The organism is Lacinutrix jangbogonensis, from assembly GCF_000797445.1.
GTDB classification, from domain to species: Bacteria; Bacteroidota; Bacteroidia; order Flavobacteriales; family Flavobacteriaceae; genus Lacinutrix; species Lacinutrix jangbogonensis.
In genome coordinates, this window is sequence record NZ_JSWF01000019.1 from 45,962 (window position 1) to 72,423 (window position 26,462).

The 26,462-nt window shown below is 31.0% G+C and carries 21 protein-coding genes; 8 read left to right on the forward strand and 13 right to left on the reverse strand.

Annotation, left to right across the window (positions count from 1 at the left end):
- Complete coding sequence (locus tag RH82_RS04230) at window positions 1-549, forward strand: 1-acyl-sn-glycerol-3-phosphate acyltransferase (protein WP_034058376.1); 549 nt, start codon at window positions 1-3, stop codon at window positions 547-549.
- A gap of 294 nt (window positions 550-843) precedes the next feature.
- Here the strand turns inward: RH82_RS04230 and RH82_RS04235 are convergent, their stop codons facing one another.
- Window positions 844-1,434, reverse strand: coding sequence for a hypothetical protein (locus RH82_RS04235; RefSeq protein ID WP_034058378.1), 591 nt, complete (start codon window positions 1,432-1,434; stop codon window positions 844-846).
- A gap of 338 nt (window positions 1,435-1,772) precedes the next feature.
- On the opposite strand from RH82_RS04235, the gene RH82_RS04240 reads away from it, so the two are divergent.
- Entirely contained in the window at window positions 1,773-2,408 is a 636-nt protein-coding gene (locus RH82_RS04240; protein WP_034058381.1) for a YceI family protein, read from the forward strand.
- Window positions 2,409-2,533: 125 nt separating this feature from the next.
- On the opposite strand, the gene RH82_RS18985 is transcribed toward RH82_RS04240, so the two are convergent.
- The 3 genes from RH82_RS18985 to RH82_RS04250 all read right to left on the reverse strand — a co-directional run bounded on the left by RH82_RS18985 (window position 2,534) and on the right by RH82_RS04250 (window position 4,571).
- Window positions 2,534-2,668: a hypothetical protein gene (locus tag RH82_RS18985; RefSeq protein WP_262494840.1), complete on the reverse strand. Its 135-nt coding sequence runs from the start codon at window positions 2,666-2,668 to the stop codon at window positions 2,534-2,536.
- Window positions 2,669-2,704: 36 nt separating this feature from the next.
- Window positions 2,705-3,322, reverse strand: a complete 618-nt coding sequence (locus tag RH82_RS04245; RefSeq protein WP_034058382.1) for a class I SAM-dependent methyltransferase — start codon at window positions 3,320-3,322, stop codon at window positions 2,705-2,707.
- Window positions 3,323-3,467: 145 nt separating this feature from the next.
- On the reverse strand, window positions 3,468-4,571 hold the full coding sequence (locus RH82_RS04250) for a flavin monoamine oxidase family protein (protein ID WP_052158202.1): 1,104 nt from the start codon (window positions 4,569-4,571) through the stop codon (window positions 3,468-3,470).
- Window positions 4,572-4,896: 325 nt separating this feature from the next.
- Here RH82_RS04250 and RH82_RS04255 point away from each other — a divergent pair, with 325 nt between their 5' ends.
- On the forward strand, window positions 4,897-5,862 hold the full coding sequence (locus RH82_RS04255; protein ID WP_156112410.1) for an IS30 family transposase: 966 nt from the start codon (window positions 4,897-4,899) through the stop codon (window positions 5,860-5,862).
- A gap of 155 nt (window positions 5,863-6,017) precedes the next feature.
- Here the strand turns inward: RH82_RS04255 and RH82_RS04260 are convergent, their stop codons facing one another.
- The 3 genes from RH82_RS04260 to RH82_RS04270 all read right to left on the reverse strand — a co-directional run bounded on the left by RH82_RS04260 (window position 6,018) and on the right by RH82_RS04270 (window position 9,969).
- Window positions 6,018-7,136: a helix-turn-helix domain-containing protein gene (locus tag RH82_RS04260; protein ID WP_034058383.1), complete on the reverse strand. Its 1,119-nt coding sequence runs from the start codon at window positions 7,134-7,136 to the stop codon at window positions 6,018-6,020.
- A 1,346-nt stretch (window positions 7,137-8,482) separates the two neighbouring features.
- Window positions 8,483-9,178, reverse strand: a complete 696-nt coding sequence (locus RH82_RS04265; RefSeq protein ID WP_316930895.1) for a LytR/AlgR family response regulator transcription factor — start codon at window positions 9,176-9,178, stop codon at window positions 8,483-8,485.
- A complete protein-coding gene (locus RH82_RS04270; RefSeq protein WP_034058385.1) occupies window positions 9,178-9,969 on the reverse strand; it encodes a sensor histidine kinase in 792 nt (263 codons plus the stop codon). The genes RH82_RS04265 and RH82_RS04270 overlap by 1 nt, the downstream gene beginning before the upstream one ends.
- Before the next feature lie 208 nt (window positions 9,970-10,177).
- Between RH82_RS04270 and RH82_RS04275 the strand changes: the two genes are divergently transcribed.
- Both RH82_RS04275 and RH82_RS04280 read left to right on the forward strand, forming a co-directional pair.
- Complete coding sequence (locus RH82_RS04275) at window positions 10,178-11,071, forward strand: ABC transporter ATP-binding protein (RefSeq protein WP_034058386.1); 894 nt, start codon at window positions 10,178-10,180, stop codon at window positions 11,069-11,071.
- Window positions 11,071-14,358 (forward strand): ABC transporter permease/M1 family aminopeptidase, encoded by a 3,288-nt coding sequence (locus tag RH82_RS04280; RefSeq protein ID WP_052158204.1) that lies wholly within the window; start codon window positions 11,071-11,073, stop codon window positions 14,356-14,358. Before RH82_RS04275 ends, RH82_RS04280 begins: the two co-directional genes overlap by 1 nt.
- 285 nt (window positions 14,359-14,643) lie before the next feature.
- Here the strand turns inward: RH82_RS04280 and RH82_RS04285 are convergent, their stop codons facing one another.
- The gene (locus RH82_RS04285) at window positions 14,644-14,979 is read right to left on the reverse strand and encodes a winged helix-turn-helix transcriptional regulator (RefSeq protein ID WP_034058388.1); all 336 of its coding nucleotides are present in this window, start codon (window positions 14,977-14,979) and stop codon (window positions 14,644-14,646) included.
- A 331-nt stretch (window positions 14,980-15,310) separates the two neighbouring features.
- On the opposite strand from RH82_RS04285, the gene RH82_RS04295 reads away from it, so the two are divergent.
- The 3 genes from RH82_RS04295 (at window position 15,311) to RH82_RS04305 (ending at window position 19,880) form a co-directional block, all read left to right on the forward strand.
- Window positions 15,311-15,820 (forward strand): GNAT family N-acetyltransferase, encoded by a 510-nt coding sequence (locus tag RH82_RS04295; protein ID WP_034058392.1) that lies wholly within the window; start codon window positions 15,311-15,313, stop codon window positions 15,818-15,820.
- An 875-nt stretch (window positions 15,821-16,695) separates the two neighbouring features.
- A complete protein-coding gene (locus RH82_RS04300; protein ID WP_081979182.1) occupies window positions 16,696-19,368 on the forward strand; it encodes a YHYH protein in 2,673 nt (890 codons plus the stop codon).
- An 8-nt stretch (window positions 19,369-19,376) separates the two neighbouring features.
- Window positions 19,377-19,880 carry a DUF6702 family protein gene (locus tag RH82_RS04305; protein WP_156112411.1) on the forward strand — a complete coding sequence of 168 codons (504 nt, stop codon included), beginning with the start codon at window positions 19,377-19,379 and terminating at the stop codon, window positions 19,878-19,880.
- A gap of 889 nt (window positions 19,881-20,769) precedes the next feature.
- Here RH82_RS04305 and RH82_RS04310 read toward each other — a convergent pair.
- From RH82_RS04310 to RH82_RS04330, 5 genes are all read right to left on the reverse strand, one after another.
- On the reverse strand, window positions 20,770-21,117 hold the full coding sequence (locus RH82_RS04310; RefSeq protein ID WP_034058703.1) for a DUF6686 family protein: 348 nt from the start codon (window positions 21,115-21,117) through the stop codon (window positions 20,770-20,772).
- 14 nt (window positions 21,118-21,131) lie between these two features.
- Complete coding sequence (locus tag RH82_RS04315) at window positions 21,132-23,330, reverse strand: PepSY domain-containing protein (protein ID WP_052158206.1); 2,199 nt, start codon at window positions 23,328-23,330, stop codon at window positions 21,132-21,134.
- A 10-nt stretch (window positions 23,331-23,340) separates the two neighbouring features.
- Complete coding sequence (locus RH82_RS04320; RefSeq protein ID WP_034058397.1) at window positions 23,341-23,829, reverse strand: DUF2271 domain-containing protein; 489 nt, start codon at window positions 23,827-23,829, stop codon at window positions 23,341-23,343.
- Window positions 23,830-23,914: 85 nt separating this feature from the next.
- Window positions 23,915-25,411: an ankyrin repeat domain-containing protein gene (locus RH82_RS04325; RefSeq protein ID WP_034058400.1), complete on the reverse strand. Its 1,497-nt coding sequence runs from the start codon at window positions 25,409-25,411 to the stop codon at window positions 23,915-23,917.
- A 1-nt stretch (window position 25,412) separates the two neighbouring features.
- Window positions 25,413-26,321, reverse strand: a complete 909-nt coding sequence (locus RH82_RS04330) for a DUF6607 family protein (RefSeq protein ID WP_034058403.1) — start codon at window positions 26,319-26,321, stop codon at window positions 25,413-25,415.
- Between the last annotated feature and the right edge of the window lie 141 nt (window positions 26,322-26,462).

Consider the following 26,462-nt stretch of genomic DNA (forward strand, 5'->3'; position numbering starts at 1 on the left):
ATGCATTGGTTAGCTAAATTTATTTACTTTAAATTATTAGGATGGAAAATAGTGGGAAACACTAATTTTTCTAATGATACTATTAAGAAAGCTGTAATAATAGCTGTGCCACATACGAGTTGGCATGACTTTTATATTGGTGTTTTACTACGAAAAGCATCAGGTATTAAAACCAATTTTGTTGGTAAAAAAGAATTGTTCAAATGGCCTTTAGGTCTCTACTTTAAGTCTATTGGAGGTCGCGCTTTAGACAGAACTCCTGGCCAAAATAAAGTAGAAGCTATTGCTAAATTATTTGAAACCGATGGTGAGTTTAGATTAACATTAGCACCTGAAGGCACAAGAAAAAAAGTAGTGAAATGGAAAACTGGTTTCTATTATATTGCGAAAACTGCAAAGGTGCCAATAATCATGTTTACTTTAGATTTTAAGAATAAACAAAACAAAATTTCAGAGCCATTTTATCCAACAGATAATATAGAAGCAGATTTTGAATTTATGCATGCTTTTTATAAAGGTGTTGTTGGTAAAAATCCAGAATATTCTTAAACCAAATTTTTAAATTGGTACAATTATTGAAATACTTTAAATGTAGTATTAAGATGAAACATAAAGTAAACTTTCCAAGTCCCTAAAAAGAAACATTTATCTACTACAATATTTAAAAAAGCTACTTAATCTATATAAGTAGCTTTTTTAATTTTGTTATTATTCTGTGCTTTAGGAAGTTTGAGAACAGTAATCTGTTTAGAATACGAGACATACCATTTGTCTACATCTTATTTTTATAGCAATATTTTTCCAATGTTATTAATACTACATATACTATTAGTTTGATTTTTTCTAAACTTCAGAATCTAAAATATAACATAAATCATACGTACCATAATATATTACAAACTCTCCTGATGCTTGAATTATGACATGGTTGACTTCAAATTCTGAAAAAGAGAAAAATAATTTTTGGAGAATATCTTTGTCATCCCCGTATATACATCGACTTTTGTTTGTTTTATTAAGTATATCCGTTAATAAAAACGAACGATATTGTTTTGGATAACGTTTAAGATACTTCCAATAACATTTGTTTTTTAGTGCCTTTTCTAGTGCCTTTTCATTGTCTTTAAAACTATGAATATATATAGCAGAATTTCTACTTGTTGATTCACCAGACAACTTCTCTAAAATAGATAATACGAACTCTTTGTTTTTTGTATCCAGAAAGCCGTAAGCGCGTTTAGATTTTAATGTATTGATGGTTAGTGTATCTGTCTTAACTTCCTTCTTATAAAATTTTAATTTATCTGCGACTTTAAATTCCTGTTTTGTAATGACTACGCTATCAGCATTTAAATACACGGTCTTATTCTTTTGTGCAAAACAGATTGTAAAAGCTAAAGAAAGAACAGAGAATAAAATGTATTTTTTGAACATATTTTTAATTAATAAAAGAATTTATAATAAGTGCAATGAGAACACTAAATAAAACGATACCAGCAACAATAATTTGAAATTTATAATAGCCTGAGATCGTGTCCCAAATTTTTTTGTCTTTCATTAATAATGAGTTTAAGGTACATTACAATTTATTAGAGATTGAATGTTTGTAGCGCCAGAACTAAGATACCAAATAAATAGAAACATGTTGTCATTAATGCTTCCAAAAGATTAAACTGTGGTTTTTCACAATGATTTTGCATATTTTTCACATTTCATTGACAAATTTAAAACTAAAAGGCATTTATATTTGTAGAAAGATTAAATATAAAATTATGAAAAAAATACAAAAATTAGGTTTTCCGTTAATGTTATTGCTATTAATAATTGTTGTTAGTGGCTATGCTAAGGGCACTTCAACTAATAATAAAAATAAAACCTTTTCTGCACAAGAAAATAAACAAAACCAAACTATTAATTTGTTTGTAACCCATGGACATTGTAGCACACCGTTTGGCGGCATTGTATCCAATTTAATGGTGAATGTACCTACAAGAGAAGACCTAGGGAATCCATTAGAAAATATGAGAATCTCGTTTGCTGTAGATCCCAATTCCTTTAATGTCTGCGCCAGAGATGGAGATGAATTAACAGCGCGAATTAAAACGCCAGGCTTGTTTGTTAGTGAGAATAATGAAAAGATGTTCTTTAAATCAACTGCGGTTTATACTATGGGATTAGATTGGTATCAAGTGAACGGTAAACTGTCAATAAAAGGAGTCGAAAAAGAGGTAAAGTTTTTTGTATCAGGAATTAGAGACTCAAAAGAAGCTATGGCTAGTATCATCGTTATTGAAGGACAAGTGAATTTATTTGATTGGGGCATTGACTATGATAAGATTGTTAACGGTAAATCGGATACCGTTCCTACAAAAATGATGCATATTAACATGAAGATTAAAATGTCTTGATGTTAAAATACATCGAAATAGGAATCTAGCTTTCGATGTTTGTTTTCTACTCGGTTTAATCGTACGGGTGAAATTCTTGTTTTCTGTACCGCAATTTTTTTTGTATTTAGGATAGCACTATTATTTCATTTTTTTGATGCTTTCATTTCCGTATATCCTCTATAGGCGAGTCCTCCACTAGCTATGGAACCAGAAACTCCAATAAGTTTATGTCCTGTAAAGAATAGTCCAATTCCAACAAGACATGCTAAAACCCCCAATATTAAAGATTCTTATTGTCTAATGGTTTTTAATTTTTAGTAGCCACGAGCTTTAAAACTACAAAACAAGAAATTCTGCGTTGTGTTAAATGGCGTTAAATGGTCTTCTGTAACACATTTAATTTTGTCAAATCCATCTTTAAATTTCAAAGCCAATTCCTCTTCATTGTATTGTTTTATTTTTAGGCCACTACATTTTTCGGGTCCATTTTCTGAAAAAGTCCCGATTGTCAAGAACCCGCTAACAGACGCTCTAGCGGTTTTTATATATTTTTTTATTTGTGTATCCGTTGTGAGAAAATGAAAGGCTGCTCTATCATGCCAAACATCAAAAGTTGTATTGGGTTCGAATTCTGTAATGTCGCAAACAATCCAATGTACTTGATTTGCTTTTTCTCCTAATCGTTTTTTTGCTTTTTCAAGAGCTTGAGCCGAAATATCAAGTACAGTAATATTTGTAAATCCTTCAGCAAGCAAGTTATCCACAAGCTTACTGTCGCCACCACCAATATCTATTATACTCGCAGTTTTCTTTATCCCGAACGACTTTATAAACTTAAGCGAAGTTTTTGGTGTTTGTTGTGTCCAACTGACTTGGTCTGGATTTTTAGTTTCATAAACGGTTTCCCAATGTTTCTTTCTATCTATTGTCATTACTTTTTAGCTCGTGGATATAATGTGTGCGTATATGTATTGTTGCGATTTGTAACTAAGATAACAAAAAGAAACAGGGTAGAGGATATTAGTTAGAATTTACTAGGTCATGCTTGAACATTCCAGCAATTATCTTTATTAGTTTTTAATTTATTATTACGTCAACTACAGATTTTGCTGATTGAGCAGCAGCGTGAACAGAAACCCAATCCTCTCCATCGGTATATGCGCCACCTGCAAAATAAATTTTATTAGCTACAGATTCTCCCAATGTTTTTACAGTTCTCCAATCTGCATTATCAGTCATATATCCACCTTTAATAAAAGGTTCATTATCCCAATCTTGTGTAATGTGTTTTATATAATTAGGAGTTGCTTGATTGGAATAAATACCGTTTAGTTCATTTAATATAAAATCTCTTAACGCATCTCCTGATAAAGAAGTGAAGTCAAGTGCAGGAGTCCCAACAACGAATAAACCAAGAATATGTTTGGTTGTATTTTGACCAAAAGCCGCATTATAATATATTTTCTCTCCAGCAGTTGATGGAGTGATACCAAACTCGTAATTGTCATCATAAAATTTTTCGGAGAATTCAAAAAACGCTTTAAAACCTTCCCAAATTGTAGTGCCACTTATGGCATTCAATTTATCTTGTGGCAAGTTTGGAGTGAAACTGATGTCTCCATCTTGAAGAATTTTAAGTGGAACGGAAACAATGACTTTATCAGTCATATGCTGTCCACTTTGCATATTGACTATAATTTGGTCACCTGAATAATCAATAGATTGTACTATCTTATTATATACAATTTTATCGGATATTGAGGGCAGGATGTATTGCTCAAAGAAGCTGAACCAAGAAGAATTGACAAATTTTAGATCAGGAGCGTCGGCAATTGTATCTACGTGAACAGTAATAGAAGAGTCATTTACAATCTCTTGAAAAATGTTGGAACCTGTTTCTAACCATTCTGCTCCTAGTGGAATTGGGAAATCTGCAAAATCAGTATTAATTTTCATCCTACCGCCATAAACTGCTGAGGCTTCTAATATTTCGAAATCAATTCCTTGTTGTTTGAGTAGATATCCAGCGGCCAATCCACCAGCACCAGCGCCAATGATTGTTACTTTTCCAGAAAAATTTAAACCTATTGTATCATCTTTACTGCAAGATAATAACGATGCTTGAAAAGGAATACTAATTCCAAAAAGAGTGCACATTTGTAAAAATTCTGTTCTTTTCATTTTTTGGGTTTGGTTTAGTTACTTAAAACGTGTTCATTTATGTTTTGTTGCAATTTTGAACAATGTCTAACAAAAAGTGAAGATCGTTCTAGAAATTCTCTAGAATTTATTGACATTCTATCAAATGCTTTAGTAAAATTTGGTTCCTAACTTGTCTTAGATAATTCAGGGAATATTATTAAATAAGTGTATTCTAAGTTCAAGTTATAAGTGCAACACGAATATTTAAAATAGATGGGGCTAGCCCCATCTATTTTAGGCTCAATATTTATATTCGTTTTGAATGAAACATTATAAACAATTAGCCTTGTGACAAAGGTATCAAATCTCTGCATTATTAGAGACAGGAATAACTATTACTCAAATTGCGCAGATCATCGGTTTTCATAAAAGCACGGTATCGAGAGAATTAAAGAGGAACACACCAAGTAGAGGTACAACAGCTGGTAATTATATAGCAAAGAACGCTCAACAAAAAACTGAGCAAAGACATTGCAATAAGCCCAAGTCTATTCTATTGACAGAAGCCCTCAAAAAGCGAATTGCTGGCTTGATGGAGTATGAAAAATGGAGCCCTGAACTCATAGCAAAGCGGCTTAGTAAGGAATCAGAAGTTTGTGTGAGCCACGAAACTATTTATAAATGGATATGGACTGCAAAGCATAGCAATCATAGAAAACATAGCTCTTGTAAAAAATTACATAAGCATCTACGCCACACAGGTAGGAGGCAAAAGAGAAATAATATCAAAGATAAACGTGTTGCAATTACTGGTCGTGTGGGTATTGACAAGCGACCCAAGGTAGTAGAAAAACGTTTACGTATTGGCGACATAGAAGTTGACCTTATGATGGGCAATAACCATAAATCAGCATTACTAGTGATGACAGATAGAGCAACATTGGTTACTATGATAGAAAAACTCAGCAGTAAAAATGCAGATGAAGTTTATAGAAAGATGAATGAAAGACTTACAGGTATTAGCGCATCTTGGATAAAAACAATAACATTTGACAATGGAAAAGAGTTTGCCTATCATCATAAAATAGCAAAAGATGTGAATGCAAAAACATATTTTACAAGACCTTATACCTCTCAAGACAAAGGAACAGTGGAAAATAGAATAGGTGTGATAAGAAGGTTTTTTCCTAAGAAAACAGACCTTAGAGAAGTATCTGTCAAGAGAATAAAAGAAGTAGAAAAATTACTAAATTACAGACCCATTAGAAAGTTTAATTATAATAACCCAATTGAAGTCCTAAAAAATAAGTGTGTTGCACTTATGGGTTGAACTCAGCTATTTATTAGTTTTTAAATTAAGTTGTAAATATATTTTGACGCCTTCACTTTAATGGTTCTCCCTATAAACCCGAACAAAAAAAGTGTCTTCATTTATCGGGAAGACACTTTTAATGTGTTTAAAATATTGTTAATCATTAATTTGTATTAATTTTTAGACTTGTGAAGTTTTTTAAATGCGGTAGGAGTTAGCTGTGTATGTTTTTTGAAAGCCGTGTAAAAAGCAGCTTTGCTATTAAAACCTACATCTAAGGAAATCGCAAATATGGTATCTGGTTTAGGCTCCATTAGTTTATGTTTAGCGTCTTCAATTCTGAAGCTACTTATAAAATCTGGGAAACTCATTTTTGCGTTCTGGTTAATAGCCTGTGATATATGATGAATTGAATAATTTAATGTCTTGGCGACGGTATTCAATTTTAAATCGAAGTCTAAATACATTTTTTCCTCAATGACAATAGCTTTAATTTTCTCAAAAAGATCTGAAGAATCAGATAATGATGACTTCGCATACTTCTCAAGCGTAGCAGTAGGTAGATCTTCAAAATTACCAGAATACGCAAATACGGGAAAATGCATTATGGCAAACGCGAATATGAAAAAGAACAGCGAATAGATAAGTGTTTCAAATTTGAGATAAAAGTTAAAATGACCAATATCTAAACTACCTAGAATGGTAGTCACAAAAATTACAATTTGCATAAGTATGATTGTGACTATGATACTCTTAATCCACTTGTAATGAATTTTTTGACTTTCATTTAATTCAATTAGTAATGGCGCTGTTTTTAGTTTTTTATAGGCAAGAAACATAAGTGCGATATTAATAGAGCTTACCAAAATATATTCCACTAATACGAATATTCCGTAGTTTGAAGTTTCTAATGCGGCTACAAAATCTTGTAAATTCTGATTATTATCAAAAGGGAGAAATACTAAAATCCTCAGTAAGGTATACCCAAGAACTATGGGTACCCATTTTTTAGTATTTATTTCAGATTTGGTATAAAGAGCAATAAAATAGTAAAATAACAAGCCTGTAAAATGATAAAAAAAATAGGTGACTCCCGAATAGGTTACAGGTATTTGGTTTGTGATGGAAAGATGATAGTCTAATGCCGTAATTATATAAATAAATAATAAGGAAGATAAAACATACCGTATCTTTTTGTCGTTTCCTAGTCCAAATTTATTGAAGAGAATAAAAACGATTAAGACTAGCCCAAAAATTACACTTAATACTGGAAAAACACTTAAAACATTCATAATGTAAAATTAAAAATTTGCCACTGAAAATTAACATAAAAATACTAATTTTTAATCAAGCAATTTAAGAATAATAGTATTTAAAAAAAAACAGCATCAATTTACAAACCCTTAACATTAGAAGCGGTTTAAAATTATAACGATTAGTAAAATGATAATGTTTAAATACCCAAGTATTAGGCAGCGGCAATTTTATCACGCAATAAAAATGCGGGACTAGTGAAGACTAATTGTAGTTAATACAATCGATAACATCAAATACACGGTAAACATTGTTTTAATATGTCATACTCCACAGGATAATAAAAGATTAAAAGAGTACTATATTGTTTTGCGTGATGTCACTTTAATTGAGTAAAAACAAAATAATAATAACAAACCTTCATTAATTTTTTTCTTTCTAAAATTGTCTTAAAAAAAATATATTGAAACCCTTTTGGGGGCGCGAGCACTTAATTGTAAAATAGGAGCGAAGTGCTAATGTGTTTGGAATGAGTTCACTTTAATATTATTGATTGATACGTTTCATTTAGAATATAGCGCACTATATTAAACCAATAGTATCAGGATTCAGACCTATTTAATAAGGTAACACTTAGTAAAACGGTAACTTTTGCGGAACAGCAAGATAAATGAATAAAGGCACAAATTAAAGCTTGCCATTACACAAATGACAGCGAATATATTCGAAATGTTGTTCGTCAACATCTTATAGCTATCTTCGTTTTTGCGATTGGAAATTGTGCTTTTAGAAATTTAATACGATAGCGTAAATTATTTAAAAAAAGCAATCGAGCGCAAAGGCCAGCGCCATTTTATATAACGACTAATTATAATACGTTTTAATAGTTACGATGTTTCTTGAGAATGGCATATCTAAAAAATATTGGACGATAGGACAGGATATTAAAATTATAAGAAATAAAAAAAATGAATGTTTCTTAGCCCAAATACAAACCTTTATTATGAAAACTAAAGGCTATGGGATATTTTACATAGTATAGAATTATAGCTTAAACAATTCATAACATTAAAGACACGTTAAACAATGTTTTGATATTTCATTATCCACAGGGTAATGAAATATTAAAAGTGTACTAAATGATCTGCGTGGCGCCTGCCTCGCTTTTTTATGCGGGATTACTTTGCTTTGGTAAAAGCGAAGTTGAATTACTATATTTTCTTATTCTAAAAAACTTATTCTACGATGTTAATGACATTGACTTAGGTCTTCATGAACTCTTCTAAAACAAAATAATCCTTGTGAATAAAGTCTCTTTTTACGAAACGAAAATAGGAGCGTAGTGAAATATGTGTGAATGTTTAATAATTGCTCTAGTAAATCTCTATTTCAAAATCTTATTAAGATTGGCTTTATATAATTTACCAATTGGAATTGTATGGTCTTCAATGTGTATTCTATTTCCGTCAATTCTTTTAATATATTTTGTAGCAATTGCAAATGATTTATGAACTTGTATAAAATCATTTGATGGGAGTGATTCTAATATATCAGATATTTTTTCTCGTATCGTAATCGATTCATTTTTAGTAACAATTTTTGTATAATTTCCTGCCGCCTCAATAAATAAAATAGCGTCTAATTCTATTTGTATATAAGATTTATTCTGACGAAGAAATATACGTTTTATTGAAGTGTCATTTCCTCCTGAAATGGGATTATTTATAATGGTATTTGAGCCAATAACTTTGTTCACGGCTTTTAAAAAACGTTCAAAACTAAAAGGCTTTAACAAGTAGTCAGAAACATTAAGCTCATAGCCTTCTAGCGCAAATTCACTATATGCCGTAGTTACAATAACTTTAGGCGGAAAAGGTAGTGTCTTTAAAAATTCAAAACCTTTAAGCTTTGGCATATTTAAATCTAAAAAGATTAAGTCAACTTGATGTGTATTCATATACTCAAGAGCTTCCAAAGCGCTATAACAGTTTTTTTGTAACTCCATATGAGGAAGCATTTCACAATATTCCATTATAATCTTGTGGGCTATATGTTCATCATCTATGATTAGATATCGCATTATTTTAACTTTAAAGATAGTTTAACTTTATAAATATTGTTGTCTACGTCAAAGGAAAGAGAATGCGCATTTGGATATACTAATTCTAATCTTCGTTGTAAGTTTTTTAAGCCAATTCCTTCTTTAGAGGACGTATCTTGTAATTCAAAATTATTTTCAATCACAAAATTTACTTCATTTTTATTTTCGGTTAAGTCTATATGAATATAAGCATTTTTTTCCATATTTTCCAAGCCATGCTTAAAAGAATTCTCTAATAGAATAATGAATAGTAAAGGCATAATTCGAGCATGAGGATTATCAATTTTATGATTAAATTGTACATCAGACTTTTTGTGATAACGAATGTCTTGAAGCTCAATATAGTTTGTTAAGTACTCTAATTCAGCTCCTAAGGTTACCCAATCTTTTTGCCCTTCATAAATACTATACCGCATCATATCAGATAGTTTGAGTACCATTTGCCTTTCCTTGGAATCTTTCTCCATTAATCCATATAAATTGTTGAGTGTATTAAAGAAAAAATGAGGATTCACCTGACTTTTTAAATGTAGTAATTCTGTTTTTTCTTTTTCATTCTTTAATCGAATAATTAATTTGATCTGTTTAAAAACCCAATATGCAATTGTGATAAATAAAAGAATGAAGTACAATGCAGTAAACTCTACAAATCCTTCTAATTTACCAAAAGTGTCATTAAATATTACAAGCACTAAACCTATAATTATAAGCATTATTTTATAAAACCATTTTGTAGTTTTCTTTTTTCTATCTGATATTTTTATCTTCATATGTCAATATTAATTAAATAAATGTGCTAATACAAATTTGTTGATAAACAATAGATATAAAGGGTTGAATCTCTATTTAGCAGTGATTAAATACGTTTGTATCGTTCAAAAGTGTTTGTGTCACACCTAACATGAAATGTATCCCTCTTTCTTTTTACTAACAGTGATACGTTATAAGTTTGCGGCAATCAATCAAAAAACGAACACTATGGAACTCATTATTGATAATGTATCAAAAACCTATTCTAATGGAGTCAAAGCACTTCAAAATATTTCATTAGAAATTCCTACGGGAATGTTTGGACTATTAGGACCTAATGGAGCTGGTAAATCTACGTTAATGCGCACCATTGCAACCTTACAAGAGGCGGATAAAGGAACAATTACACTAGGCAATTTAGATGTTTTTACACAGAAAAATGAGGTGAGGCAGGTGTTAGGATATTTACCACAGCAATTTGGGTTGTATCCTAAAATATCTCCCGAGGTGTTATTAAATCATTTTGCAGTTCTCAAAGGTATTACAAATAAAGGTGAGCGTAAAGATCTTGTAAATGCGCTTTTGCATAAAACAAATCTGTACAACGTAAAAAAACAAAATCTTGGTGGTTTTTCCGGTGGGATGAAACAACGTTTTGGTATTGCACAAGCTTTGCTTAGCAACCCGAAACTACTTATTGTAGACGAACCTACAGCAGGATTGGATCCTGTAGAAAGAAACCGGTTCTATAATATATTAAGTGAACTCGGAGAGCATACTGTGGTAATTCTATCGACACATATTGTTGAAGATGTAAAAGAATTATGCACCAATATGGCAGTGATTAACCAAGGTCAGGTGCTGCTGAAAGGGAATCCCTTAAAAATAATCGAAGATTTGGAAGGCCGAGTGTATCAGAGAACAATAGTAAAATCAGAATTAGAGACTTACAAGCAAAACTATCAGGTAATAAGCGAAAAACTATTTCTCGGGAAACCAATCATTCATATTCTTAGTGACACCAATCCTGGTGCTGACTTTACTCCCGTTAAAGCCGATTTAGAAGACGTGTATTTCTCGAAAATATTTGGCAGTAACGCTAACCTTAAATCAGTTTTATAATGATGTGGTACGAAATATTTAAATTCGAATTAAAATACAGGGTAAAGCGAGCAGATACTTACATCTTCTTTATTTTCCTATTACTATTTTCTATTGTTAGCGTCGATTTTGTATATCAAGGAATGGATTTTGGCTTGGTTAAAAAGAACTCGCCTTTAATTATTGCAAAAACCATGGGAGTAGTTACAGGGTTTTTTATGATAATTGCCTCTATGATTATGGGAGTCTCCGTTTTACGCGACTTTGAATATAATATAGAATCTCTCCTATTTTCAAATCCAATAAAGAAACGAGATTATCTATTAGGTCGGTTTCTAGGTTCTTTTGCGGTTTTACTTTTTGTGTTTAGCGGAGTTTTATTCGGAATGATTTTAGGAGAATACATGCCTTGGCATCAACCAGATCATTTCCTGCCTTTTAATTTGTTGACCTATCTGAAGCCATTTGTAATGATACTATTGCCAATTTTGTTTTTTGGGGCTTGTCTATTTTTTATAACGGGCGCATTAACTAGAAAATTGATGGTTGTATACACACAAGGTATTTTCATATTTGTTATTTTTATGTTAACTAAGGCAATAACCAATGACTCTTTACAAGCAATTTTAGATCCATTTTCATTAACAACACTCACCTCTCTTACAAAATCTTGGACAGGAGCAGAAATAAGTGTAGAGGCAATTCCTTTTAGTGGAGTGCTACTTTACAATAAGCTATTTTGGGTTGCATTGGGTGCACTTATTTTAGGCTTTGGTTCTAAGAAATTTGAATTTAATGTAGTTCGAAGTAAACGTACTAAAAAGAAAAATTCACAAGTACTTGAGTCTGAAATTGATCCTCAATACGATATCAAAATTCCAGAATTCAGCCTTGAACATGGCATTAAATCTAAGTGGTCTCAGCTACTGCATTTCTCTTGGTTTTACTTCGTGAGTATTTGCAAGCAAACCTCTTTTTGGGCCATTGTGATTTGTGCGATGATTATAATTTTAATCAATTCGGTGAGTCTTGGTACTGTGTATGGTGTTGATAGTTATCCTACAACCTATTTTATTGTAGAAGAACTTCGAGAAATGTCTTTTTACTTCTTTTTTATTATCCTTATTTTTTACTCTGGAGAAATAATTTGGAAGGAGAGATCTGTAAAACTAAACTTGATTTATGATGCAAGTCCAATGTCGGACTTTATAAACCTAGCTGGTAAATATCTTGGGCTTATACTCATCTATGTTGTACTTATTGTCTCTTTGATTATTTCAGGAATCATTTTTCAAACCATCAACGGATATTACAACTATAATTTTCAAGTGTACTTTTATGGCTTCGTTTTAGAAATCTTACCGTTTCTAGCCTTATTTACCATTACTGCCTTCGTTGCTCAAGTTGTAGTCAATAATAAATTTGCTGGCATTATGGTTGTTATCATATTTTTTATCTTAAATATGACTATGGCTCTCTTGGGGATAGACCACGATTTGTACTTCTTTGGAGGTAGTTCTATAGGTACGTATTCAGATATGAATGGCTTTGGTCATTTCATGAAGCCTTACCTAATTATCAAGATTTATTGGTTTTTATTTGGGATACTGCTACTAATTATAGCTTCTACTATTTCCGTTAGAGGAACTGAAACTAATTTAATAAAACGAATAAGAGCAAGCAAACATCGAATGAGTAAATCAGTCCTGAAGCTAGGACTCGTTGCAGTGGTCGCTTTTATAATGCTTGGTAGCTATATATTTTACAACACAAATATCTTAAATGAGCATTGGACAAATTCTGAAAAGACAGCATTAAGAGTTGGCTATGAGAAAACATTAAAGAAGTTTGAATACCTGCCGCAACCTAAAATAGTAGCTGTTAACTTAAAGGTAGAGTTATATCCAAAATCTAGAGACTATATAGCCGAAGGCTTTTACATACTAAAAAACACATACGATACCGCTATTGAGGAAATTCATATTCAAAAACTTTTAGAATCAAAGGTAGCACTTGAGGGGCTTACTTTTGAAGGTGGAGCAACTACTGATAATCAGTATGTAGCATTCGATTATTATAATTACAAATTAAAACAACCTTTACAATCTGGAGATTCCATAAAAATGAGCTTTAAACAACGCTTTACAACCAAGGGATTTGAGCAAGGCCGTTCTAGCAAAATAGTAAATAATGGTACCTTTTTTAACAATAATGACTTTCCTACATTAGGGTATACTAAAAAATATGAACTCCAAGATAAAAATGATCGCATTGACAATAATTTGTCAACTAGATCAAATAAAGCTAAAAGAGAAGATCATAAAGAGTTAGTTAACGCTAGGTCTGGAGGGGATTCAGATGGTATTCATTTTGAAATTGTGATAGGAACAGATGAAAACCAGACAGCTATCGCTCCTGGAAATCTATTAAAGAGTTGGAAAGAAAATAATCGTAATTATTTCCATTATAAAATGGATATTCAAATGATTAACTTTTATTCCATCGTTTCAGCGGAGTATGAAGTTAAAAAGGATATTTGGTTAGCAGCATCAGACACAGCAGCAAAACCTGTAGCCCTAGAGATTTATTATCATAAAGAGCATGATTATAATCTAGACAGAATGATGGAATCGATGAAGGCTTCGTTTGACTACTTCAGTACTAATTTTAGCCCATATCAATATAAACAAATGCGCATTGTCGAGTTCCCGCGTTACGCAGAATTTGCGCAATCGTTTCCCGGAACAGTTCCTTTTTCGGAAGCTATTGGTTTCATTTTAAATATTGATGATGAGAAAGATGTGGATATGGCATTTTATGTGACCGCACATGAACTGGCCCATCAATGGTTTGGAATGCAAATAGAAGCTGCTAATGTTCAAGGACAACTTATGCTATTAGAAACATTATCACAATATGCTGCAATAATGGTTTTAAAACAAAAGTATTCTGAAGAAAAAGTGCAGCAATTTTTAGCGCTTCAAAAAGATAAATATAGAGAAGGGAAACGCAACGAAGGGGATCAAGAACCATCATTGGCATTAGTTGAGAACCAAGACTATATCTATTATGCAAAAGGCGCAATTAACATGTATGAGTTTCAGAAACAGATTGGTGAAGCAAAGGTAAACCTCGCTTTAAAACGATTTATAAGTGATTGGAATACCATCGATGGTAAACTAAAAATGAACACAGAGCGATATCCAACTACCAAGGATTTGTTAGGCTACTTCAGAGATGTTACACCAGATTCACTTCAGTATTTAATAACTAATCTGTTTGAAAAAGTTACGCCTCTAGAATTGTAATAATTACATTTAAAAGCTAGCTGTTTTTTTGAGTTGGTAAGTTTAAGTCCATCTCAAATAGACAGCTAACTTTCATTATTAATTCTTATGTAACTTGAGCTTTGCTTAAACGCGAAAGTTGTTACTAAGTTTTTTTTAAATTTATTCTAAAAGTATCTTTTGCAATGTTAATAGTATACTTTTTAGGCTAACCTGTATCGAGCGTAGTCGAGATGACGCGGGAGGGAAGTACAATGTGCGTGGAATGGATTGTACTTCTAAAAAAATCTAATAGAATTCTTTATCTTATTCTACTTTATGCTCAATCACATAATTTCCCCAATCTATAATAGCTTTAAGCAAGGGCATTAAAGTTTCGCCAAACTCAGTAAGAGAGTATTCTACTTTCAGTGGTGGTTTTGACGTATAAACTTTTCGCTTTATTATTCCATCTTTTTCTAATGTTTTTAACTGTAAACTCAAGGTGCGTTCAGTTATCCAGGGTATTCTCTTTCTAAGTTCATTATAGCGTAATGTATTGTTTTTCAAGTGATATATGATAACTGTTTTCCATTTACCACCAATAATTCCCATTGCTAAACTTGTACAGCAGGGATATTCCTTTTCGCTAAATGTGTGCATATTTCTAATTTAATTAAACTATCCTTTTTGACCGTTATTGCAAATATAATTACTATTGTAGATATAAAAAGTATAGTATAAAATTTCAAAAATTAAGAGCATATGAACCCAGTTATAATAGATAGTATTGGATACGGTGCTTTAGTCATTAATCTATATTCTATGTCCACCAAAGGTGAATATAAGTTGCGGTTAATTTCATTAATTGCGAATATAGGTTACATTTTTTATGGCGTATTAATTAGCGCTCCTCCCATAATAATAGGATGCACAATTGCAGTGTTTCTGCATGGATTTCATATAAGAAGATTACGAATGAAAAATAATAGAAATGATTAAAATAAAAAAAGCTAACGAAGCAGACACAGAAGTTTTAGCACTTTTAGGAAGACTAACATGGGCAGAATCTCATGTTCATTATTTAGATGATAAAAACATGCTAATAAAATACCTTGACGAGAATTTTTCAATTTCTAAAACGAAACAGAATATAAACACTCCTAGGCAACTCTTCTATATTATTTATGCAGATGATTTACCAATTGGTTATGCAAAATTAGTAGTAAATGCTATAAACGAAAATGTGGCTTCAAAAAACAGTTGTCGATTAGAACGAATTTTCATTCTAAATGATTTTATACCCTTAAAAGTTGGAAAACAGTTACTAACTTATGTTGAAGAGCAAGCCAAAGCATTGCAATTAGATACCATGTGGCTTTCCGTTTACATAAAAAATATTAGAGCCATAAGATTCTATGAAAGAAACGAATTTAAAAACGTTGGAGAATTAAATTTTATAGTCAATGAAAAATCATTGTATTCTCTAAAAACTTATAGGTAAAGTTGTAGATAAGATTATAGAAAATAGTAAGTGCTTATAATTTTTATTTATAAAATTTAAGCTCTTACGGAAAGCTACGAGAATCACGTGAAATTTTTTGTTACGTATATTTTATCGAATGCGTGAATTTTCTAACGAAGTAAAAGACTAGCTTTTAAATCGCGCTGGTATGCGGTTGGAAATTGTGTTTAAAATAAATTGCCAGAGCAATTTAATTATAAAAAACAATCGAGCGCATAGGCAGCGGATATTTTACATAACGACTAATTATAGTACAAATTTGTAGTTCTGAAGATTCTCGTAATTCGTTAATTTAAAAAATGTTCGGCAATTGTACAGAATATGAAAGTTATGACAAAGGTTCAATTGTACTTGTAACGAATGTTTAAAGACCCGACTTCAAACGTTTCTTATGAAAACAACACATATTTGGGATATTTTACATAATATTGAATTATAGCTATCATTTTTTTTATAAATAGAATGTGTAGTACTAAATATCATAATTTCGCCAACGCGCCATCTGTGTTATAAATAGCTTCATCCACAGGATAAACCTATTTATAAAATGTACTATAATGTACACGCGTTATGTAAAGATGGGCTTTGGTTAAAAGCGCATCTTTAAATTACAGTTTCTTTATTTTTTTCCTCTAAAATGTTTCTCTACGATTTTAATGAAATCGAGTTTACGAGATTCAAGAACTCCTCTAAAACAATATTTACCTTGTGATTAAACACTCTTTTTACGAAGCGATGATAGGAGCGTAGTGGAATTTGTGTGGAATGACATATAATATTCACTTAAAAAAAAGTAAATGAATTAAACCTTTTAAAAAATAAGTAGTCTCATACAAAACAAACCTAATTTACAAATGAATAAATCATTTTACTTAAAGTTTCTAATTCTCTTTTGCTTTAATCAAGTATCAGCCCAGTCACCAAATTTCGTGATTATTGTGGTTGACGATCAAGGTTGGACAGGGTCTTCTGTTCAAATGGATGCTAATATTTTAGGTTCTAAAAGTGATTTCTACGTCACACCCGAAATGGAATCGATGTCTCAAGCAGGAATAACTTTTTCACAAGGATATGCTCCTGCACCTAAATGTGCACCTTCTCGTGCTAGTATTTTAACAGGTAGAACAACTGCTCGGAACAATTTTACCAGTACAGATAATGATATTGCAACAGGGAAAATTCTGATTGAAGGGACTACTGAAACAGCATTAGATGGCGCAGATATCACCTATGCTGAATGGTTAAAATCAACGGGTCTTAATTACAGGACAGCGCATTTTGGTAAATGGCATTTAGGAAGTGCAGCAACATCAAGCCCATCAAGTAATGGATTTGATTTTAACGATGGTAACACCAATAATAGTAATGGTAATCAAGGAGGTACAGTACAGACAGACCCAAAAAAGATATTTGATCTCACCAATAGATCTATTAGTTTTATCCAAGATGCTGTTACTGATGGAGTCCCTTTTTTACTTCAACTTTCACATTACGCAGTACACAATAATATAGAGGCTAGACAAGAAACTATAGACCTTTATAATGATCCGTCTCAAAGACCTTTGGGGACTCTTCATACAAATATAGAGTATGGTGCTATGACTGAGGATACAGATGATGGTATTGGTCAGTTATTAGCAGAAATAACAAATCTTGGACTTGATAGTAATACTTATATAATGTTAATTTCGGATAATGGTGGACAGTTAGGAAACCTTACCGACAACACTCCATTAGCTTTTGGTAAAACATTTTTATATGAAGGAGGAATACGAGTGCCTTTTATTATAAAAGGGCCAAATATTACTTCTAATAGTTATAATACAGAAGCAGTAGTTGAATATGATTTATTTCCAACCATAGCAGAATTAACAGGAAGTTCTCTAGCATTACCAGCTAATATTGATGGACAAAGTTTGGTTCCATTATTAACAGGAAATACATTTAATAGAACAGCACCTATTTATTTCCATTCGCCACATTATGATATCAACCCAAATAAAACTCCTCGTTCTGCGGTTATAGATGGTCAATACAAACTCGTCGTAACATATGAAACAGGAAACATTTCTTTATATGATCTTTCAACTGACATTGGAGAAACCACTGATATATCTGCTTCTCAAGCTAGTATTGCCCAAGAGTTATGCATTAAATTGAGAGATCATTTAAAAGCAGTAAATGCTACAATGCCTACTTTAGATCCAACTAATGCATTGTTTTCAGGAGCAGAACCAGACGTAGATAATGACGGATTAGATGATGCTTGGGAATTTAGAGAATTACTTTCTTATACTTATGGCCCAAACGATGATCCAGATAATGATGGAGATAATAACATTACTGAGTTTATGAACGGAACAGATCCGTATTCTTTAAACACTGATGTTGATACTTGTGATCCTTCAGCTATTTTTGCAAATGAAACAACAAATGCTGTTTGTTTTGATATTGTAGATCACGTTCGTAAATGTTATACAAACAATATTCCTGCACATCAATATGGTCCATTTGGAGGAATGAATACAATTGCAGGACAAGACTTTGAATACTCTATGTGTTTATATCCAGAGTTAACAACTACAGCAACCGAAATAATAGAAGATCCATCTTCTCAAGGCTGTGGTGGTGGCACTATTTTCGGAGTTTCTGATCAAGGTGTAAATTATTCTCCTTTTGCGCGTTTGTATTGGGTAAATCCTAATACACAGGAAGAAAATTTGGATTGGCATGTTGAAGCAGATTTTACATTAAATATGGATTTAAATGGTGGGCACGTAAATAATGTAAGTCGTTACCATTATCATAATATTCCAACAGATTATTTTAATAATGATTTGAATATTGATGGTTCTACGCATTCACCACTTTTAGGATATGCAGCTGATGGTTTTCCTATTTATTATAAGTATTTGTATTCCGATCCAAATGATGTAAATAGTAATGTTTCTTCTTTTAACAGTAGCTTTCAGCTAAAGTCTGGTAGCAGACCAGGTGATGGAATCACTGCGCCAAATGGAATCTATGATGGCAATTATGTAGAAGATTATGACTATAATAATGCCATATCAGAATTAGATGAATGTGGAGGTCGTTTTGGTGTAACACCAGACTATCCTGAAGGCACTTATTATTATGTACTCACAGATAATTGGCCTTACATTCCAAGATGTATGAAAGGAATGTATGTTGATAATTCTTTTAAAATCGGACCTAACTGTCCAGATTCAACTGCTGTAATAGATTGTAGTAACGTAGCGCTTTCTATTCAAGACTTATTGAATTCAAATATTGAACTCACTGTATATCCAAATCCTACTAACAATTACTTTAATATTAAATTAAGCAATGATTTAGATCAAACAAGAATTAAAGGAATTAGAATATTTAGTTCTAATGCAAAAATGGTTTATTCTTCAGACACCTATCAAGAAACTATACAAGTAAATAATTATAGTAAAGGATTGTATTTTATTCAAATTGATTTTGATAATAATCAGATTACTAAAAAACTAATCATACACTAATGCAGACGATGAAAATACTATCTATCCTTTTATTTACAATGGCATTTTCATTTTTTCATGCCGAACATATAGCTGAGTATAGCTATCAACTAAGTAATGATCAATTAAGTTTAAAATTTGTGATTGATAAAACAGAAGTTGGCGGTTTTAATTTCAATTCAGTTTGTGATATAAAACAAATGACAGCCTTATGTTTAACTAAATATATAAATGAAAAATCAGAAGTAAAAATTAATGGCAAAGCTGTAGAATTTATGTTAAACGATTCATACACAGAAAAAGACCATTTGGTTATAAACTTAAGCGCTAATGTAACTTCAGATTCAATTACAGAATTAATTATCTCTAATAATTGCTTTTATGAGTTTAATGCAAAGTTTAAAAACAGAGTAATACTTGATATAGCTCAATTTCAAAAATCTTACCTTTTAACAAAAAAAGAAAGGTATAATTCATTTGAAATAAAAAGACTTTTATCTATACATTTTACTTGGCCTCAAAAACTTGACTAAAACTTAAGAAGTTAAAATTAATTCCGAAAGAGAGTGGGAAGGGAAGGAGTAGATTTTTTAATTAAGACTAATGAATTGTTTTTACAATCATTAGATATAAATCGTATTTAACTAAAAATGTACTTTGGGTACATTTTCTTAACGCTAAATAGCTTAAAATGTAGCGCAGAGAACCGTAATTGTTTCCAAAATTATATACTATTTTAAAGAATTGATTGAGTATCAATTTATAAAATACAATTACTAGTTCTATTTTACATAATATATAGATAATTTATTAAAACTATTCAAATAGGACGTAAGAATATAATAAGTGCTTAGAATTTTATCCTTCATAAAATTTAAGCTCTTATGGCAAGTCTCTGAGAATCGCGTAGAAAAAAATATGTAGTACAATTTTTATAAATACCTCAAAATTTTAATGATTACTAAAACGTAGCTTTTATGTGCGGCTGGCAAGCGGCTGGAAATTGCATATAAAATAAATTACAATAGTAATTTGATTTTATCAACGCAATATGTGGTTGACAGCGGACATTTTACATAACGTCAAATTATAGGACTAATGCTTTTTTAGGTCTGCGAAGCAATCCGTTTCTAGTTTAATGCCCAAGTACTGCATATTAAAACCAATAGTAATAAAGCTTCTGGGATATTTTACATAATATCATTATAGTTGACTAATGGTATGTTCTTAGTAAATAACAAGAATAGCATTTGTCCTATAATGGCCCGCGTTATGTAACTTTGCTTGGGTAAAGCAAAGTTTACTTACTATAATTTTACTTAAAAAAATCTCTAAAATGTTTCTTATACTATGTAATGGAACACTCTTTTTACGAAGTAACGTAGGAGCTTAGTGAAATGTGGGTGAAATGGTAAAACTAATTTAATTTATTATTAAAGTATAATCTATATCATCTACTTGTAAATAAGTATGGCTATTCTGTTTTCCAAAAAGTGTCTGCAATGCTTTAATCTCCTGTCTATTGAATATTAAGACAAGGTTAGGTTGCAATGTAGGAATTGGTATTTTTCTTTTAATTTTAGGACACGCATTTGTATGTTCCCAATAATCTATTTCAACTTCTAAAACATATTTTTTAAACTGTAAATACTGTTGACCATCAAATTCAAAATAGAAGTTTTTAAACTCTAATTGGTAGTTATTACACGACTTACAAACGGTTAATTTTCCGTTGCTAACTTGCGATATTGTTTTTGTTTTATGACACATTTTTTCTAATTTTATTAATAGCAATCTGTTTTTAGTTGTTCATTATTTTCAAAATCACTTAAAGGTCGCTTTAATATATCTTTTGAAATTACTTCTAAAGTATCTAAAACACTATGTTTCATGGCTAACGAACCGCAAATCATAATAATTCCGCCATCTTCCAAAACCTTAGAAACTAATGCTGATTCTTTAAAGAGTAAATCTTGTATATATTGCTTTTGTTCTTCTTGTGAATAAGCAATTTCCAACCTTACAAGTTTCTTTTTAGAAAGCATTTCAAAAACATGTTCTTGGTATAATTTGAAAGAGGCTTTTGTTCTTAATCCTAGAAATAAATGTGTTGTTATTTTAGACTTATTTTCATCCAGCATACCCAAAAATGGAGCAATACCAGTTCCGTTGGCTATAAGTAAAATTTGAGATGCTTTTTTAGGAAAATGAAAGTCATTATTGTCTTTTAAATAGCCACGTATCGTTTCATCTTTTTTAAGCGTACTTAAATATGAAGAACAAATACCTTTATCATGCTTTTTTATACTTAACAGTATTGTGTTGTTGACTTTAGCAATAGAATACTGACGTTCTGTTGTTTCCTTTTTAGGTACAATAGTAATTAAATCACCAGATTGAAATTTAACTTTTGTGCTAGGCTGTAGTTTTAATAAAAAGGTGTTATCGCTATTTAAATTACTTTGTCCTACAACTTTAAAAGTTCGTAATTTGCGTTTTTTAGTTTTAGTCTGTGGCAGTTTTAAATCTAAATATAAACCTGTAATTTGCGACCATTGCTTTACCCAACTATTAAATGCAATATTAGATTGTTCGTTTATTTTGGTTAAAAATAATATAGGCTTAAAATTAGAATGCATTTGTAACAGATTATCTACAGTTATACCAAAACGACAATATTCTGGGTAAAGTAAAGACCCAAAGCCAACAACAGAAAATTGCATAGTATTTACTGGTTTAATACTATTTAAAAGTGTTTTAAAATGGCGTGCATTACTTGGTGCATCACCAGCGCCATAAGTGGCTGTAAAAACAACTAGATGTTTTGCATTATTGTAAGTAGTATAGTCGTTTAAAGTTGAAAGAAATACTTTTTTATTTGCATGTATTAATGCTTTACAAAAAGCTTCTGCAAAAATAAAAGTGCTACCAGTTTCTGAGCCAACTAAAACTATATATTCGCTATCATTTTTATTAGAAAAAGCAAGTTTTTGATTTTTATTTTTTCTTCTTTTTAAAGTCATAGAAAAGCCTGAGTAGATGAAAAACAAAATACTTATACCTGAAATTAATAACACTAAAGACCACAAAACACTGCTTTCTCCTGTGTGTAATTGCATACTTAACCGAGATGCTAATGTTGTAAAAGGATGGTTTACTTCACTTATAACTTCACCTGAATATTGATGTACTAAAAGTGATTTATTTTGTAATTCAATTTCAAAATAATCTTCTGAATCTTCAGAAAACGGAAAACTTAGTTTTCGTAATTCATCTAAATTAATATTTTTAAATAACTCAAATTCTGAAAGCTCTTTTTTTGTAAATTCTTCTGAAACTTCAGGGCTCCAATTATGATTTATAGTCGTTTCTGGTAACAATGAAAATTTTTCTGCCGAAAGATAGACGCCTGAAACTGCAATTATAATAATTGGTATTAATAACCATCTTCCTAAAATAACGTGGTAACGTTGTTCTAAATTTGTTTCAATAACCTTAGTATATAGCTTTAAAATCCCACCTTGTCTTTTTATAAGTAATAAGAAACCTGTGACTGCTATAAAGCATAATAACAGCGATACAAAACCAACAAAAAAGCGCCCAATTCCTTTTAAAAATAAAGACCTGTGCAAATTTGTTGACCAACTAAAGATTGGTGCTTTTTCTGCTACATTTCCTAATTTTTTTCCAGTTGAAGGATTAATATAAATACTTTCGCTTTCGCCATTTTTTGAAACTACAGAAGCCATTACAAAATCTGAAGCTGTAACTTCAAATTCTAAAACATCGCTATATTCATTTTCTAATGCAGAAATGGTTTCTGCTACCGAAACGTTTTTAATATTTTTAATAGCATAAGGTTGTACAGCATTATTTATGGGCTCGAATGCTAATATTATTCCAGTTATTGAAACTATTATAAGAAATATAGCAGAAGAAATAGCAAGTAATAAATGACTGTAGCGCCAAATGGAAAGTGTCATAAACTGTTAATTATTGTGGCAGCATGCGTATGTAACGTATAAAACCTTTGCCTTCAACTTTGTTTTTAATACTTTTTGATGTTAATTCAAATTGCACATCATCTGTGTAATATTCTTGATCTTCTACAGCTGTTTCAAACCGAATATTATAACCAGAATCTATTTTATCGTTAGCGATTTTTACTACGCTAATGGTGCGTTCTCCACCACTAATGGTTGCTCCAGAAATAGCATCGATATTTGCTCTACGCTTTCCGTAGAATTTCCACCAGTCAGGTATTTCGCTATACCATTCGCTGTCTTTACCTTGAACATACAAGGTTTCTTCATATTTACCATCTGGGTTTATTAAAGAAATTACAACGTAAGCGCCTTCACCAGTGTAATTTGTCATTTGGATCATACATTTTACATTTGTACTTTTTGTTTGTGTTTTAAAAGCTAATAATGTAAATGCTGAAAGCAGGATTAATGGAAAAATTTTAAATATTAGTTTCATAAATTTTCTATTTTTTTAAAAGCCCTGCTTGTAAAATGAAAAAACGAGCAGGACTTTTACTACCTTAAGTATATAGATTAATAGCTTATTTAAGGAAGTTTAAATTTTTGTTTTCTTTATTTAGTAATTCATTTTCATTTGCCAAATCAAACACCGTTTCATCAAACTCGGTTTTAATGGTTTTATCTGCACCTAAAGTCAATAAATATTTAAGTATTAAAGCATCTTGAGCTTTCATAGCAGCTATTTGTAAAGCTGTATAACCTTCTTTATTCTTCGTGTTTATAGCAATGCCAAAAGGTTTTAGACGTTTAATTAGCACTAAATTATTTCTTTGTGTAGCAATGTGTAATAATGTATTTCCATTATTCTGAATTTGATTTAATACCAAACCATTGTCTTGTAATAATTTTAGTTTAGTTTCAAATTCTTTTGGCTTTTCAGCTTTAAAAGTATTTAATAAATAATACGCTAAAGAATTACCTTCTTTATCTATTGTTTTAATATCTGCTCCTTTTTTTAGCAAAAAACCTACAACATCTAATGTATTTCTGTTTACAGCCATAGCTAAAGCAGAACGTCCATTTTTATCTTTTACATTAAAATCGGTTATATATTTTGAAAGAAATTCTACTACTTTTAAGTTGTTACTATTTGCAGCATTCATAAAAGGAGAATCGCCACCATTATCTTTTATGTTAATAGCTACGCCTTTCTCAATAAAATAAGAAAACAAGTCTAAATTATCACTGCTGTAAGCAATAGCGTGTAATGGGTTGCGACCTCTGTCTCCAACAATATTAACTTTAACACCTAAATTTTCTAAAAATTTATAGGTCTCTAAAGTGTTTTTCGAATTTCGTGTGCCTTGACTCGCATACAATATTGCGTTACCACCTTCTTTATTTGTGATTTTAGAATCGACATCTTTCTCAATAAGCAGTTTAAGAAATTCAATATTCCCATTTTTAGCTGCGTAGTTAAAAATGTTGTTTCCTTTAGGATCTTTAGTTTTAAGGTTGAATCCTTTACCAATAAAATAATCAAGCTCTTTTTCGTTATCTAAATAAGGAGCAATTAGTAACAATGCGTTAACACCATCTTCGTTTTTTTCTTCACTTAAAACCGCTCCGTTTTTCTCGAATAAATCGTAAACTGCTGTATTTTTTTGTCCAGTAGCAGCTGCAAAAGTTACAGGTGTGTTTCCATGACTATCGGTTATATTAATTACTGCACCTTTATTAAAAAGGTGTTCCATTATTTTGGTATTACCTTTATAAGCTGCCCAAAAAATATAGGTTCTACTATCATGTGTTTTTTTATTTACGCTATTCCCTTTTTGAGATAATAGAAATTCTATTGTTTTATTATCTGCTTTTTCTAGTAAAGCATACACAACAGCGTCAAAAGCATTTGCGTTAAGTTCGCTAGCATCGTTGCCAGCTTTCACATCGTTTTCTACTTTAGAAACTGATGGATGCGCTTTCCAATAATCTCGTGACAAAAAAACGTTATTCTGTGCACTACTTTCAAGAGACAAAAATAGTGTTAGACTTAGTATAAATAGACCTTTTAATTTCATATTATGGCTTTTTTACAAAAGATTCAACGATAGGTTCAATTTGTTCTTTTTTAGTTATTTCATCATCAAACAAATGCTTGTAAAGTGGTTTGTTATCAACTTTTTGTTCTAAGTTTAAATTGGTATTTCTAGCAAAAACTTCATCCCATTTTGAGCGAACCAATGCCCATTTTTCTTGATGGTCTGTCCACCATTTTGAAGCTACATCACAACGGCTGTCATCTACTTTTTTATAGGTGTTAAATCCTTTTTCTTTAGCAATAACAGTATCTTCTTTTCCGTCTTCTCTTATCACTTTTTCATTGTCTTGATCGTGAACCCAACCGTCTTTTGTTATTTCGTGACGATTACCTCTTATCGTTATATTATAATCGCTACGTTTAGTGTATTCTCGTCTTGGTAATGGTGCATTAGTCGTGTTTTCCCAAAAACTTTTCCCATCTACATGAACCCAAGTTGCAGAACCTTCGTAACGTGGACTGTCATCTACTTGATAAACCTTTTGCGTCCATTGTCCTTTAACTTCATCTTCTGTTTTTTTCTTGTACTGCCAATTATTATCGCCATTATACATGTAAAAATTTTGATTTTCGTAAACCCAATCTTGTCTCCAATGCTTTACAATCATTGGATCTGCTGGATTTCCTACTTGAAGAAGGTGTTGTATAGATACTTTTTCATCTTCATCTACTACTAATTGAGCCCATTCTAAAGCACTATCTATTTTTATTTTAGATGGCTTGTATAAAGAGTCGTTTGTATAATTAAATGTTTCCGCAAAATTAAAGGTTACTTCATAGCAACCACACATACTTTTTATTGCTTTTTGGTCTTCATGTATTTTGGTTTGTCCAAATACAAATAATGGTATTGTGAAAATTAGTACTAATGATAATTGTAAATGCTTCATTTCAAGTTGTTTATTTTATAAAGTTAAATAAAAATAAAATTATTCTTATTCTTATTTGGATTGAATAAAAATAAGGTTTTATATTTGCAGCAAATTTAATCAAGAATGATTCTAAATAGCAAACTTTTTTGCACTTATTTT

Coding starts and splice junctions, on each gene's coding strand:
- RH82_RS04275 (WP_034058386.1), top strand. CDS start 10,178: ATGGAACTCATTATTGATAATGTATCAAAAACCTATTCTAATGGAGTC.
- RH82_RS04235 (WP_034058378.1), bottom strand. CDS start 1,434: ATGTTCAAAAAATACATTTTATTCTCTGTTCTTTCTTTAGCTTTTACA.
- RH82_RS04260 (WP_034058383.1), bottom strand. CDS start 7,136: ATGAATGTTTTAAGTGTTTTTCCAGTATTAAGTGTAATTTTTGGGCTA.
- RH82_RS04265 (WP_316930895.1), bottom strand. CDS start 9,178: ATGCGATATCTAATCATAGATGATGAACATATAGCCCACAAGATTATA.
- RH82_RS04305 (WP_156112411.1), top strand. CDS start 19,377: ATGAAAATACTATCTATCCTTTTATTTACAATGGCATTTTCATTTTTT.
- RH82_RS04270 (WP_034058385.1), bottom strand. CDS start 9,969: ATGAAGATAAAAATATCAGATAGAAAAAAGAAAACTACAAAATGGTTT.
- RH82_RS04320 (WP_034058397.1), bottom strand. CDS start 23,829: ATGAAACTAATATTTAAAATTTTTCCATTAATCCTGCTTTCAGCATTT.
- RH82_RS04300 (WP_081979182.1), top strand. CDS start 16,696: ATGAATAAATCATTTTACTTAAAGTTTCTAATTCTCTTTTGCTTTAAT.
- RH82_RS04245 (WP_034058382.1), bottom strand. CDS start 3,322: ATGACAATAGATAGAAAGAAACATTGGGAAACCGTTTATGAAACTAAA.
- RH82_RS04310 (WP_034058703.1), bottom strand. CDS start 21,117: ATGTGTCATAAAACAAAAACAATATCGCAAGTTAGCAACGGAAAATTA.
- RH82_RS04325 (WP_034058400.1), bottom strand. CDS start 25,411: ATGAAATTAAAAGGTCTATTTATACTAAGTCTAACACTATTTTTGTCT.
- RH82_RS04330 (WP_034058403.1), bottom strand. CDS start 26,321: ATGAAGCATTTACAATTATCATTAGTACTAATTTTCACAATACCATTA.
- RH82_RS04315 (WP_052158206.1), bottom strand. CDS start 23,330: ATGACACTTTCCATTTGGCGCTACAGTCATTTATTACTTGCTATTTCT.
- RH82_RS04250 (WP_052158202.1), bottom strand. CDS start 4,571: ATGAAAAGAACAGAATTTTTACAAATGTGCACTCTTTTTGGAATTAGT.
- RH82_RS04240 (WP_034058381.1), top strand. CDS start 1,773: ATGAAAAAAATACAAAAATTAGGTTTTCCGTTAATGTTATTGCTATTA.
- RH82_RS04295 (WP_034058392.1), top strand. CDS start 15,311: ATGATTAAAATAAAAAAAGCTAACGAAGCAGACACAGAAGTTTTAGCA.
- RH82_RS04230 (WP_034058376.1), top strand. CDS start 1: ATGCATTGGTTAGCTAAATTTATTTACTTTAAATTATTAGGATGGAAA.
- RH82_RS04280 (WP_052158204.1), top strand. CDS start 11,071: ATGATGTGGTACGAAATATTTAAATTCGAATTAAAATACAGGGTAAAG.
- RH82_RS04285 (WP_034058388.1), bottom strand. CDS start 14,979: ATGCACACATTTAGCGAAAAGGAATATCCCTGCTGTACAAGTTTAGCA.